This is a genomic window from Brucella lupini (genome assembly GCF_002252535.1).
Taxonomy (GTDB): Bacteria; Pseudomonadota; Alphaproteobacteria; order Rhizobiales; family Rhizobiaceae; genus Brucella; species Brucella anthropi.
The window spans coordinates 612,296-624,561 of the sequence record NZ_NNRN01000062.1 but is presented as its reverse complement, the minus strand read 5'-3'; the positions used below and the strand labels follow the sequence as shown (position 1 = coordinate 624,561).

The following is a 12,266-nucleotide window of genomic DNA, read 5'->3' as shown; positions in this document are numbered from 1 at the left end:
GCCGCATTCGTCTCATGGGCGCAATCCCAGAAGGTAATGCCCGCCTTCGGAAACAAATCCGATACCGGCATCATCGCGGAGCCGATGATCCCGAATGCATGTTCTATCCCATGCATCTGCAAGACCTTAACAAATGCTTCTTCCGTCGTCATTTTCATGGCGCGTACCTTTCCTTGGAATTCAGAGAACTTCGTCTTTCAGCGCATACCAGTGATACATTGCGCGCTGGCCTATGCGCCTGAATGGCGTCAGCATGCCGTAACTCGGCAATTCAGAGGTGAAGATCGGCAGGTCGAGTTCCTGTCCCCGACCCGTCATCAGTTGGGCAACCCGGCGTCCGGCCTGCGCTGAATACATCACGCCGTTGCCGCCGTAGCCCATGGCATAGTAGATTTCCTGCGTCGGATCAGGACGATAGATGCGGGGCATCATGTCATGACTGACATCAACCCACCCCCACCAGGAATAATCGATCTTGATGCCTTTCAGAGCCGGGAACTTCCGGTAAAGGCCCGAAAGCAGCAGATCGTAATGTTTAGGGTTCGGTGCATCAGCCCCGGTAATGGCGCTGCGGCTGCCGATCTGCATCCGCCCGTCGGGCAGAAAACGATAATAGTGACGAAGCGTGCGCGTGTCGGTTAGCGGAATGCCGGTCTTGGGGCCGCATGCTTCAATTTCATCGGGCGTCAGTGGGCGTGTCACGACAGAGTTAGACAGCACCGGCATCAGCCGGTAACGGGTGAGAGGATGGAGGCCGGGTGAGGTGTAACCCGCTGTCGCGAAGCAAACCTGTCGCGCCGTGACCGTACCGTTCGGCGTGTTGAGATGGAATACATTGCCGTTCTTGCGGCAGCTGAGAACCGGGCTTGCGGTATGCACCTTTGCGCCCAGCTTGCGTGCAAGCCGGAGATAGCCGAAGGCGAGTTTCGCGGCGTGAATGCCAATGCCGTCTGGCTCATACATAGCTCCGCGAGCTTCCTGATCCCGGATGAAATCGCGGTGAATCTCGTCGCGACCGACCATGCGCGTCCGATAGCCGAATACGTCATTCAGCAGGCGGGATTCTTTTTCCAGCGAAGGAATGACCTTGTCGCGATGGGCGATGTAGAGATGACCGCCATCCTGCGGATCACAATCAATTTCCGGTTCGGCAATGAGTGAACGAAAGAGATCAAAACCCTCGGCAATTTCCTTATGCAATTTCCGGGCGATGTCCACACCCCAGCGCTCGATCCATTGTGAACGCTTGAGCCGGCCGGCTGAAATCTGCGCCTGACCGCCATTGCGGGTGCTGCAGCCCCAGGCGACGCCATTTGCTTCCAGCACCACGGCCTTGACGCCATGATCCCGAGCGAGATGGATTGCCGCCGAAAGACCGGTATAGCCTGAGCCGACGATAACGACATCGGCATCGACGTCTCCGCGAATAGGGCCATCGTCTTCCGGCGCCGGTCCGGCAGTGCCTATCCAGTAAGTCGGGGCATAGTCGCGGCCTTGTCCTGGCGTCTTCGAAACCACCGGATCATAAGCGGGGTCGAATGGCTGGGTGGCCGAGAAACTGTTGAGAGTGTGGGTATCCATATGTCGGTCCTCCAAAACACCGACTGGCGATGTTGGGGCTTACGCCTTCAGCAATGGCCGGTTCTTACGGAATGCCTGTTTGCGGACGATCTTGCCGTCGCGCTGTGTGAAGAGATCGCAGCCTTCTGCCTCGACGCGTGCGCCGTTGGCATCCGTTCCGCGAAAGGTCCATTCCGACACGGCACGGTCGCCGCTCACGAAATGTCTGTGTCCGTCCCATTTCACGTCGGGCATCGCGGCCCAGACGCCGGAAAAAGCCTTGGCAATCGCATCCTTGCCTTCGAGACGGGTGCCGTAAACTTCCTCACCACCGATGGTGTAAAACACGCAATCGTCGGCAAAGAAGGCCATGATCGCGTCGATGTCGTGCCGATTAAAGGCGTCGAAGAGGTCGGAAAAATGCTTCTCTGTGAGTTGTCCGGCGGACATTCGAATGCTCCTTGATACGTCTGAAATCTGCCCTGATTTCGGGCAAAGCTTCCCTGTGGCACGGCAGAGTTGCCGCGCGATTGATATTGCGAATTGGATTTCGGTCGGGCTGGTTAAAGCGGTTGTAGCGCCATCAGACTTTACCCTTCCACGGGATGAGGACCTTTTCCATGTAACGGATCAAAAGGTCGAAGGCGAAAGCGAATACACCGATGACGATGATGCCCATGATGACGGTGTCGCTGGCCAAAAACTGCGCTGCATTGAGTACCATGAAGCCAAGACCGCGATGCGCCGCCACCATTTCCGCCGCTACCAGCGTCGTCCAGCCCACACCGATCCCGATGCGCATGCCGGTGAAGATTTCCGGCATGGCCGCTTTCATGATGACCTGCGTTATTACCTGCGTCCGGGATGCGCCCATCGCATAGGCGGCATGGATCTGTTCGGTTGAGACCGAGCGCACGCCAGCTCTCGCTGCGATCGCCATTGGCGCAAAGATCGCGAGAAAGATGAGGAACACCTTCGGGAACTCGCCAATACCAAGCCAGATGATGATCAGCGGCAGGTAGGCAAGCGGCGGCAGTGGTCGGTAAAACTCGATAATCGGGTCCAGCACGCCACGAACAAAGCTGCTCATACCCATCATGATGCCGATGGGAATTGCCGTGATGCAGGCAATCGCGAAGGCACCCAATACACGTCCAAGGCTGGCGAGCGTATGTTCGGCCAGAGTGGAGTTTGCCACGCCGTCTGTCATGGCAACCATGAACTTGCCATAGACAGCGAAGGGAGAGGGGAGAAACAGCGGTTTGACCCAGCCCATTCCCGTTACGAGAAACCAGAGCCCCAGCAAAATCAGTGCGGTTACAAGGCTGATGAAGCCGCTATTGCCGTCGCCGGGGGCGCCATAGATTTTACCGGGTTTGACTGGTCTTGCCCGAGTTACGAACTCAAGCATGGACCAGTTCCGGGTTTCCTGATGCACGTTCATCGCCATAGATAATCCCCAGAATTGTCTCACGCATCTTGATGAAGTCGGGACTGGACTTGACGGCGCGCGCGTCACCGCATTCCAGAAAGCGTCGGTTGAAATCCAGATCATAGGTATGGGTGATCCGTCCGGGGCGCGGCGACATGACGATCAGCCGCGAACCGAGGAACAAGGCCTCTTCGACGCTGTGAGTGATGAAGAAGAACATTTTGTTGGTCACTTGCCATACCCGCAAAAGCAATTCCTGGATTGTTTCGCGGGTGAGGGCATCAAGCGCTGCCATGGGCTCGTCCATAAGCAGCATCGCCGGGTCGCAGGTCAGTGCGCGAGCAATGCCGACACGCTGCTGCATACCGCCGGAAAGCTGGTAAATCTTGTGATTGTGGAAATCCTGCAGGCCGACCAGCGCCAGATTTTTCGTGGCACGCGCCCGGCGTTCTGCCTTCGGTACACCTTGAAGCTTCAGGCCAAACTCGGTGTTGTCAACGACATTGAGCCAGGGAAGCAGAGCATGTTTCTGGAACACGACACCCCGGTCGGCGCCGGGACCACGCACTTGCCTTCCGCCCAACGTGATTTCGCCGGATGACGGGATCATGAACCCTGCCATCAGATTGAGAAGCGTGGTCTTGCCGCAGCCGGACGCACCAAGCGCCACCACGAAATCCCCGCTGTCGATCCGCAAATTAACGCCCTTCAGCGCAATCACGGCTTCTTCCACATAAAGACCGGGATAGGTCAGACTGACATTCGATACGTTCAAGGTTTCCATTACGTCACCTTTCGGGAACGAAGAAGCGGTTCCGGCAAAAGCCAGAAGGCACACACAACATTGCAGGAACCGTCTCGGTTCAGCGGCTTGCCCGAAGGCATGCCGCTGGCGGAGGCGCTTGAATTACTTTACGTAATTACTTCGCTGCGGCTTCGGCAAAACTGCCATTCACGTTGCCGCTATAGTCATCCAGAGCTTGGTCGAGCTGTTTTTGGTCGACAAGAAATTTTGCACTCTGGGTGACGGATTTGAGCGCTCCGCTGTCCTTGCCACCGCCGAGCCATGTCGGGGAGGCTTGTTCTTCCACTGTGGGGAAGGACAACAGCGCGAGTGCGCCCGGTATGTCAGCGGCATTGCCACCGATCAGCTTGACCATGCCTTTGACCTGTTCGGAGTCTGCTGTCCACTGGCCGCCATTGGCCTTGTAGTCGGCATAGGCATCCTTCAGCACCGTGGTGAAGGCGGTCATGAATTTGGGGTTTTCGCTGGCGAAGCTCTTATCCACCACAAGGCCGTCGAAAGTCGGGACGCTTTTCGCGCCGATTTCTTCGGAATTGGCAATTTCCTTGCCGGTCTTGAGGATTTCGGAAAGAGCAGGAGGCCAGACATAGGCTGCGTCGATATCGCCGCGCTGCCAGGCGGCAACGATCTGCGGCGGTGTCATGTTGAGTATTTCCGCGTCGCGCGGATTGATCTTCCAGATGTCGCTCATGCCGACAAGGAGATGGAAATGCGAGGTCGAGACAAAAGGCACGCCGACCTTCTTGCCCTTGAGGTCTTCCGGCTTCTCTATGCCCGAACCTTCGCGCGCTACCAGTGCTTCCGATTTGCCGATATTATCGAGAATCCAGAAGAGTTGAAGGTCAACACCGCGTGTGGCGGCTGCTGCGATGCCCGTTGAACCGATAACGCCTATCGGCACGTTGCCGGAAGCAAGTGCCGTCGAAATATCGCCACCCGATGCGAACTGGCGCCAGTCAATCTTGTATCCGGCTTCCTTGGCTGCCGCATCGAATTTTCCGTTAGCGATTGCGGTCAGAAACGGCCCGACGATCTGCTGATAACCGACCACGACCGTGGTTTCGGCATAGGCCGCAGACGTTGAAAGCGCTGCTACGGCCGAAAATAACACCACCCGTTTTATGCTATTGAAATAGTTCATGGAGTTCCCCTTCCATTTAAGAACCATGCCTGACTTGGTCACGACTGTTGACGTTTTTCGCCAATCTGCAGTTCCAGTTACAAACGATAGCCATCTCATGAAATTTGCCTTATATCCAGTTGGAATAGTCAATAAGTCCAGTTTGGCATTAAAGATGGCGCTACCCGGGAATTGGGGTTCGTGCTCACTTTACCGTCGAAATTATTCCACGAGGAGAAACAGAAAGAAGAAACGCTATTGCTAAGTAGAGCACGAAGCGGAAAAACTGACGCGAACTTGGGTGTAATCGCAGATTCACTAATGGAGCAGCGTTTTGGATGCCATCTCGCCGACGATCTTCTTCATAGATGGCAGCAGAAATACCGGATTGCAGTCGCAAATCCGGGAAACAACGGTATCAGCCATTCTTTCCGGCGCTGTTTTGCCCGGTGCCCGCATGCCCTCCACGCGGCGGCTGGCGGATTATCTGAAAGTCTCGCGCCTCACGGTAACGCTGGCCTATCAGGAGCTTGTGTCCCAAGGTTATCTGGAAGTGCATTCCCGCAGTGCCTATCACGTGGCTGCAGCGCCGCCCATCAGCCGTCCAGACAAGGATTTTTTGCAAGCGCCTGACACCGCCGTCGATTGGTCATCCAAGTTGCGTCTCGGCTTCAACATTGCCAAGACCATTCGCAAGCCTCTGGATTGGCGGAAGTATCGCTACCCCTTTCTCTATGGCCAGATGGATCAGACCTTGTTTGATCTCGCCGCATGGCGCGATTGCGCACGGCGCGCGCTGGCCAGAGAAGACTTTATCCTTATGGCGGGTGATTTCGCCGCTGCCGATGATGTGGAACTTGTCAATTATATCCGTTCGCGCACGCTGCCTAGCCGCGGAATACACGCGGAGCCAGACGAGATACTTGTTACCGTTGGCGCGCAGAACGCGCTCTGGATCATCAGTCATCTGCTTTTGACACGGCGCTCGCATGTCGTGTGCGAAAATCCCGGACATCCCGATATCAGCGCTACGCTCCATCTGACAGGGGCCAATGTAACGGCGCTTGACGTCGATGAAGGCGGCTTGCCACCCGAGTTGCTGCCAGATGAGATCGACGCGGTCTTCGTCACGCCGAGCCACCAGTCACCCACGGCTGCCACTATGCCACGTGCGCGGCGTATCGCACTTCTGGAGGCTGCAGCCGAGCGCGATTTCGTCATTGTCGAGGATGATTACGAATTCGAGATGAGCTTTTTGCAGCCGCCGACGCCAGCGTTAAAGTCGCTCGACCAGTATGGCCGCGTTCTCTATGTGGGCAGTTTTTCAAAGTCGCTGTTTCCGGGGCTTCGGCTTGGCTACTTGGTTGCTCCGGCACCTGTCATCCGTGAGGCGAGGGCGCTACGCGCGCTCATGCTTCGTCATCCGCCCGGACATTTGCAGCGAACAGCGGCCTATTTTCTGGCTCTTGGTCACTACGATGCGGTTATTCATCGTATGCGGATTGAATATCACAAGCGCCATATTGTCATGATCGAGGCCCTTAATCGCGAAGGATTGAAAATCGCTGGTAAATCGGCCTTTGGCGGTACGGCATTCTGGATCGAAGGACCGGAGGGCATGGATGCCGACAAACTCGCACGTGATCTGCGCGAGGATGGCGTGCTGATCGAGTCGGGGTCCCCTTTCTTCTGGAGCGATGACAGGCCATGCCGCTATTTTCGCATCGCTTATTCTTCCATTCCGATTAATCGGATTGCGGAAGGCATCGAGCTTCTGGCCAAAAGAATGCGGCAAATCTCGTAGTTTTGGAACGCTTGGGTTCAGGCTGCGTTCATGTGGATTACGATAACGGATTTGTGAAGTTGCCGGAATTTGTCCCAATTCGATGGATATCGCTGGCGGTTCTACGGCGTTTTTGCCCGCGATTCTGTGGATGAGACGCATATCAATTCTGCCTTCCAGAAGGAGAAGGATTTATGTCTATTCGTTCGAAGCTTCTTGCCACTGTTGCCGTGCCGGTTCTGTCGGCCTCCATTCTAGCGCAACCCGTACTGGCGGATTCATTGATGGCTCCAATCCTGCTGGCACAGGAGAACGGAGACCAGCCATCCGACGAGCAGTTGCAGCAGCAACAGCGCGAGGCTGAAGAACAGCAAAAGGCAGCGGAAGAAGAAGCGCGTCGGGCTGAGGAACAACAGCGCGCTGCCGAGGAAGAAAATCGTCGTCAGGCCGAAGAGCAGCAGAAGGCTGCTCAAGAGGAAGCCCAGCGTCAAGCGGAGGAACAGAAGCGCGCTGCGGAGGCAGAGGCGCAACGCCAGGCTGAAGAGCAGCAAAAAGCCGCCGAGCGCGAAGTACAGAAGCAAGCCGAGGAACAACAAAAGGCAGCCGAGCGCGAAGCGCAGAAACAGGCCGAAGAGCAGGCCAGGCAGGCTGCCGAACAGAAAAAGGCTGACGAAGAGGCACAGCGTCAGAGCGAACAGCAGCAGAAGGCCGCCGAAGAGGAAGCTCAGCGTCGCGCTGAAGAACAGAAGAAGGCTGATGAAGAGGCGGCTCGCAAGGCCAATGAGACGCAGGAACAGACCGCTCCCGCTGAAAAGCCGGTGAAGGAAGAGCCTGCACAGGAACCGCAAGCGAAACCTGAGCAGCCGGCGGCGAAAGAACCGGCCAAGCAGGCCGAGCAACCTGCCAAGGAAGCTCCGGCGCAGGAACCGGAAAAGCCAGCCGAACAACCGGCAGACGCATCTCCGGTCTCGCCTCCTCAGAAAGAACCAGCGGAAGAATCCGCTGTTGAGCATCCCGAAGAAGCTCAACCGCAAGAACCGAAAGCAAAGGAAGAGCCACAGAATGAGGCTCAGCCTGCACAGCCGGTCGAACAGCCGCAATCAACCGAAGACCAGCAAAAACCGTCTTCGGAGCCAGCGCCAGAGATAGTCGATCAGCGTTCGACCGAGGAAAAGCAGGAGATTGCGAAAGACCCTGCGAAGACGGACGATACGGTTGTCTTGCCAGTCGAAAATGGCGCTGCCATTCTCGACAGCGACAAGGACGCCGACAATTCCGGCGGAAGCCAGTCGCGTGAAGAGCGTCGCAAGCAGCGCGAACAGCAACGTTCCGCTGAGGAAAGTGCACCACCGCCCGTAAATGATGCGGCGGCACAGGTTGCGATTCCAGAGGAAGTGAAGGCAGCGCTGCCGCAGAAGATCGAAGCCAATCTCAAGGAAGAGGGCACCCGTATCAAGGAAGCGCCGGTTTTTGCCGTGCCGGAAACCACCAATATCATCAACAACACGGTGGTGAACAATACGGTCATCAATAATACGACGGTCAATAACGTGACCAACAATGTCACCAACGTCAAAGTGATCGAGGAGGTGGATAATCGTGTCATTCTGGACGTGGGCGACCGTATCTTCGTTCGCGGCGATGATCGCCCAAGGTTGCGCCGTGATGCCGAGGAAACCTATTACGATGAACTGCCGCGCGGGCGCACCCGTGAAACCATTGTCCGCCCGGGTGGCAACCAGATCGTCACAGTCTATGATCGCTACGGCGATATTCTTCAGCGTTCCCGTATCGACCGGGACGGCAATGAATATCTGATGATATATGCGCCGGAATATGACGACAATCCGCGCGCTTCGATTATCGATGTTGGTTACGAACTGCCGCCGATGCGTCTGACCATTCCGGTAAGAGATTACATCATCGACGTCGCGGACGATCCGGATCGCGATTTCTATGACTTCCTTGCCATGCCTCCGGTAGAACGTGTGGAGCGTGTCTATACGATCGACGAGGTTCGTCATTCAGCCCGCCTGCGCGACAAGGTGCGTCGTATCGATCTGGATACAATCCACTTCGCGACGGGCAGCGCCGAGATTTCGCTTTCGCAGGCGAAGACGCTACGCAAGGTTGCAACCGCCATGCAGAAGGTACTGGCAAAGGATCCGGGCGAAACCTTCTTCATTGAAGGGCATACGGATGCGGTTGGATCGGACCGTTCAAATCTCGTCCTGTCCGATAAACGTGCTGAATCAGTTGCAAGCCTTTTGACGGAAGTCTATGAAATTCCACCAGAAAACCTTGTCACGCAAGGCTATGGCGAACGCTTCCTGAAAATTCGCACGCAAGCAGCTGAACAGGAAAATCGTCGTGTCACGATCCGCCGTGTGACTCCGCTTGTCCGCCCGGTGGCTCAGCGCTGAACAAACAAACACCCGGATGCGATTTTGCATCCGGGTGTTTTTCATGAAGTAATTTTGCTCAGGCAATCTTGGGCTGGATCGTCGTCACACGGTCGAGCATCTGTTCGCTCAACGGACGTGGTTTGACCGCTTCGATCTGCACCATGAGTTCGGCGATCTTCTCGGCATCCATGACGCCGCATTCATAAATCTGGATGATTTCGCGCGCCATTTCGTCTTTCTGGGGAGAAGTGATTGGACAACGAGCCATCGCTTCACACGACTTGACATAAGCCGCTTGCAGCTCCTCCAACTCAATGGGCTTGAAACGCCCGAAGTAGTAATCTCTCGAAAATGGCATTTTATGCATTCCGCAGATGGCGACAGACAGATAATCCGATCTGAAAGCCTGAAAATTCTTGCGACCCGCTATACTAAAACATAGCTGATTGCAAAGCATTATAATCCAGAATTATTTAGTTTATGTAAAATATTCAATCAGTTGCAAAACCGAAAGCATTAGAGAGTTAAAATTTGCTGAGGGATCGTAAGCAGACTCTTTTCCAACCAATGCCGTTAAACGCGATCAAGTTCCAGTTTGGCTACTATTTCAGCGATCTTGTCCGGATTTTGTTCACCGGATTCAAATGTTCTTATAATTGCGCGTGCAAGCGCTTCTTTGCTTTCGTGCGTCGTTGAACATCGATCAAGCAGTGCGCAGCAGCGATTATAGGCAATCTGCAGCACTTGGAGATCGTTTGGCGCATATGTTCCCTGATATTTGTTGCCGCGAAATGGCATGGACGCCTCCCCGTTTGATTGATTGAACCTCTAATTCAGAGGGAAAGCAACAGATCGTTTTATGACAGCGATATCAGACGCATCACGATAGTGTTCTTGGTGATCCGGTTCTTCCGAATATAAATAGCGATAATCTCTGGCTACCGGTTTACGGCGTTCGAAATCTCGCCGCGAGTTTGTTGAAAGCTGGTTGAAAGCTTGCCTGCGCTAACCATTCAAAACCGATTGAGGAATCGGCTGCATATCAGGAGGGGTCTGGCATTGCCGGGCCAACAGGAGCTCTCGGAGGAGCGTAGATGAAAATCTCTATCGATTCATGCCGCCATCTATTTGGCGCGGCCTTCATTGGCGGCGCAATGGTACTTGGTGCAGGCGTTGCCCATGCCGAAAAGCTGACAGTGATTGTCGGCGGTATGGAAAAGCAGATTTACCTTCCGGCAGTGCTGACGGAAAAGCTGGGTTACTTCAAGGATGAAGGCCTTGATGTCGAGCTGATCAACAGCCGCGCCGGCGTGGATGCTGAAAACGAACTTTTGGCCGGTGCGGCTCAGGCTGTGGTCGGCTTTTACGATCACACGATCGACCTGCAGTCGAAGGGCAAGTTTATTCAGTCCATCGTCCAGTTCAGTCAGGCTCCGGGTGAAGTGGAACTCGTTTCCAGCAAATATGCCGACCAGATCAAGTCGCCGGGCGATTTCAAGGGGCATACGCTTGGCGTCACCGGGCTCGGCTCCTCGACGGACTTCCTGACTCAATACCTTGCCATGCGCAATGGCCTCAAGCAGGGCGACTACACGCTGCTTCCTGTCGGAGCGGGCAATACTTTCATTGCCGCCTTCAAGCAGGATGCCGTTCAGGCAGGCATGACCACGGAACCGACCGTCGCCAATATGCTGAAGAGCGGCGATGCCAAGGTGCTGGTCGATATGCGCACGCCCGACAAAACCATCGAAGCGCTTGGTGGACCTTACCCGGCTGCGTCGTTCTATGTGCAAAGCGCATGGCTTGAGACGCACAAGGAAGACGCGCAGAAGCTTGCCAATGCTCTGGTCAAGACCATGCGTTACATCGCTTCGCACAGTGGCGAAGAAATCGCCGACCAGATGCCCAAGGATTATTACGTCGGTGACAAGGACCTTTACGTAAAGGGACTTGCCGAGGGCAAGGCGCAGTACACGCCGGACGGCCGGATGCCGAAGGATGGACCTGAAACCGTTCTCAAGGTTCTCGCAACCTTCAAGAAGCCGCTTCAGGAGAAGCAGGTCGATCTTTCGAAGACCTTCACGACCGAGTTCGTGGACAAGGCCAACGCAACGCTTGACGCTGCGAAATAAACAGCCTTCGACTGGCGTTCAAACATGAACGTCAGTCCCGCTGTCCTCCAAAGATTCAACCGCATTGCAGGCGCGCGACAGAGCATTTCCAGCAAACGTGTAAGACGGTTTTGCGCTCGGAGATCTTTGATAACGAAACTATCGCGCGCGAGCGGTGCCGCATACCCGCGAGGAACCCATGCTGATGGAAGCCCCCAGAACCATTGCGCGTGAGAAAGCTACTGCAATCGCGCTCAACAATGTAACTCGCCGTTTCGTCACCCCCGACGGCAAGATGATGACCGCATTGCGCGACTTCACCATGAATGTTGCACAGGGCGAGTTTGCCTGTGTTGTCGGTCCGACCGGCTGCGGCAAGTCAACGACGCTTAATCTCGTAACCGGTCTCGCCAAGCCAAGTGCCGGCGAAGTCCGCCTGATGGGCAAGCCTATCGAAGGTATCAGCCCTGATATCGGCTTCGTGTTTCAGGCCGATGCGCTTTTTCCGTGGCTTAATGTCATCGACAATGTGAGTGCCGGTCCGCGTTATCGCGGTATGGGCAAGGAAGAAGCCTATGAGAAAGCGCGTAGCTGGATCGCCCGTGTTGGTCTGGCCCGTTTTGAAAAGCACTATCCGCACCAATTGTCTGGCGGCATGCGCAAGCGCGTGGCGCTGGCACAGACCTTCATCAACGAACCGAAAATCCTGCTCATGGACGAACCGTTCAGTGCGCTTGACGTACAGACGCGCACGCTGATGCAGGGTGAATTGCTCGATCTCTGGCAACAATCTGGCGCGTCCGTCATCTTCGTCACGCACGATCTCGAAGAAGCGATTGCGCTGGCCGATAAAGTCTATGTGCTGACCGCCGGTCCAGCCACGGTCAAGAGTGTCTACGATATCGACATCCCGCGCCCGCGCGTCATGGAAGACATCCGCTACGACAGCCAGTTTGTGGATATCGCCAAGGTCATCTGGGACGATTTGCGCGAGGAAGTGCAGATCGGCCAGAAGCGCGCGCTGGCAAACGGAAACTAATCGGAGAAAAT

Annotated in this window: 12 protein-coding genes; 4 read left to right on the top strand and 8 right to left on the bottom strand. The window is 55.5% G+C overall.

The features are described from left to right. The 6 genes from CES86_RS26375 to tauA form a co-directional block, all read right to left on the bottom strand. A partial coding sequence (locus CES86_RS26375) for a thiamine pyrophosphate-binding protein (protein WP_143851111.1) occupies positions 1–158 on the bottom strand: 158 nt, incomplete at its 3' end. Between the two features lie 22 nt (positions 159–180). Beyond that, complete coding sequence (locus CES86_RS26370) at positions 181–1,581, bottom strand: NAD(P)/FAD-dependent oxidoreductase (RefSeq protein ID WP_094515817.1); 1,401 nt, start codon at positions 1,579–1,581, stop codon at positions 181–183. A 39-nt stretch (positions 1,582–1,620) separates the two neighbouring features. After that, on the bottom strand, positions 1,621–2,010 hold the full coding sequence (locus tag CES86_RS26365) for a nuclear transport factor 2 family protein (protein ID WP_012092921.1): 390 nt from the start codon (positions 2,008–2,010) through the stop codon (positions 1,621–1,623). A gap of 133 nt (positions 2,011–2,143) precedes the next feature. Then, positions 2,144–2,971: an ABC transporter permease subunit gene (locus tag CES86_RS26360; RefSeq protein ID WP_010658703.1), complete on the bottom strand. Its 828-nt coding sequence runs from the start codon at positions 2,969–2,971 to the stop codon at positions 2,144–2,146. Further along, positions 2,964–3,776 (bottom strand): taurine ABC transporter ATP-binding protein, encoded by an 813-nt coding sequence (locus CES86_RS26355; RefSeq protein WP_010658704.1) that lies wholly within the window; start codon positions 3,774–3,776, stop codon positions 2,964–2,966. Before CES86_RS26355 ends, CES86_RS26360 begins: the two co-directional genes overlap by 8 nt. A gap of 136 nt (positions 3,777–3,912) precedes the next feature. Continuing rightward, a complete protein-coding gene (gene tauA, locus CES86_RS26350; RefSeq protein ID WP_029927520.1) occupies positions 3,913–4,938 on the bottom strand; it encodes a taurine ABC transporter substrate-binding protein in 1,026 nt (341 codons plus the stop codon). Between the two features lie 313 nt (positions 4,939–5,251). On the opposite strand from tauA, the gene pdxR reads away from it, so the two are divergent. Next, positions 5,252–6,721: a MocR-like pyridoxine biosynthesis transcription factor PdxR gene (gene pdxR, locus CES86_RS26345; RefSeq protein WP_029927517.1), complete on the top strand. Its 1,470-nt coding sequence runs from the start codon at positions 5,252–5,254 to the stop codon at positions 6,719–6,721. A gap of 173 nt (positions 6,722–6,894) precedes the next feature. Continuing rightward, entirely contained in the window at positions 6,895–9,123 is a 2,229-nt protein-coding gene (locus CES86_RS26340; protein WP_094515816.1) for an OmpA family protein, read from the top strand. 58 nt (positions 9,124–9,181) lie between these two features. Here CES86_RS26340 and CES86_RS26335 read toward each other — a convergent pair whose 3' ends face one another. Together CES86_RS26335 and CES86_RS26330 are read right to left on the bottom strand one after the other, a co-directional pair. Then, positions 9,182–9,463: a hypothetical protein gene (locus tag CES86_RS26335; protein WP_010658708.1), complete on the bottom strand. Its 282-nt coding sequence runs from the start codon at positions 9,461–9,463 to the stop codon at positions 9,182–9,184. Between the two features lie 215 nt (positions 9,464–9,678). Beyond that, positions 9,679–9,903: a hypothetical protein gene (locus CES86_RS26330; protein ID WP_010658709.1), complete on the bottom strand. Its 225-nt coding sequence runs from the start codon at positions 9,901–9,903 to the stop codon at positions 9,679–9,681. A gap of 296 nt (positions 9,904–10,199) precedes the next feature. On the opposite strand from CES86_RS26330, the gene CES86_RS26325 reads away from it, so the two are divergent. Both CES86_RS26325 and CES86_RS26320 read left to right on the top strand, forming a co-directional pair. Further along, on the top strand, positions 10,200–11,237 hold the full coding sequence (locus CES86_RS26325; protein WP_029927513.1) for an ABC transporter substrate-binding protein: 1,038 nt from the start codon (positions 10,200–10,202) through the stop codon (positions 11,235–11,237). Positions 11,238–11,415: 178 nt separating this feature from the next. Then, positions 11,416–12,255, top strand: coding sequence for an ABC transporter ATP-binding protein (locus CES86_RS26320; RefSeq protein WP_010658711.1), 840 nt, complete (start codon positions 11,416–11,418; stop codon positions 12,253–12,255). Positions 12,256–12,266: the final 11 nt, after the last annotated feature.

Excerpts from the sequence above, each read along its gene's own strand:
- CES86_RS26370 (WP_094515817.1), bottom strand. The coding sequence starts at position 1,581 with ATGGATACCCACACTCTCAACAGTTTCTCGGCCACCCAGCCATTCGAC.
- CES86_RS26365 (WP_012092921.1), bottom strand. The coding sequence starts at position 2,010 with ATGTCCGCCGGACAACTCACAGAGAAGCATTTTTCCGACCTCTTCGAC.
- CES86_RS26360 (WP_010658703.1), bottom strand. The coding sequence starts at position 2,971 with ATGCTTGAGTTCGTAACTCGGGCAAGACCAGTCAAACCCGGTAAAATC.
- CES86_RS26355 (WP_010658704.1), bottom strand. The coding sequence starts at position 3,776 with ATGGAAACCTTGAACGTATCGAATGTCAGTCTGACCTATCCCGGTCTT.
- tauA (WP_029927520.1), bottom strand. The coding sequence starts at position 4,938 with ATGAACTATTTCAATAGCATAAAACGGGTGGTGTTATTTTCGGCCGTA.
- CES86_RS26340 (WP_094515816.1), top strand. The coding sequence starts at position 6,895 with ATGTCTATTCGTTCGAAGCTTCTTGCCACTGTTGCCGTGCCGGTTCTG.
- CES86_RS26335 (WP_010658708.1), bottom strand. The coding sequence starts at position 9,463 with ATGCCATTTTCGAGAGATTACTACTTCGGGCGTTTCAAGCCCATTGAG.
- CES86_RS26330 (WP_010658709.1), bottom strand. The coding sequence starts at position 9,903 with ATGCCATTTCGCGGCAACAAATATCAGGGAACATATGCGCCAAACGAT.
- CES86_RS26325 (WP_029927513.1), top strand. The coding sequence starts at position 10,200 with ATGAAAATCTCTATCGATTCATGCCGCCATCTATTTGGCGCGGCCTTC.
- CES86_RS26320 (WP_010658711.1), top strand. The coding sequence starts at position 11,416 with ATGCTGATGGAAGCCCCCAGAACCATTGCGCGTGAGAAAGCTACTGCA.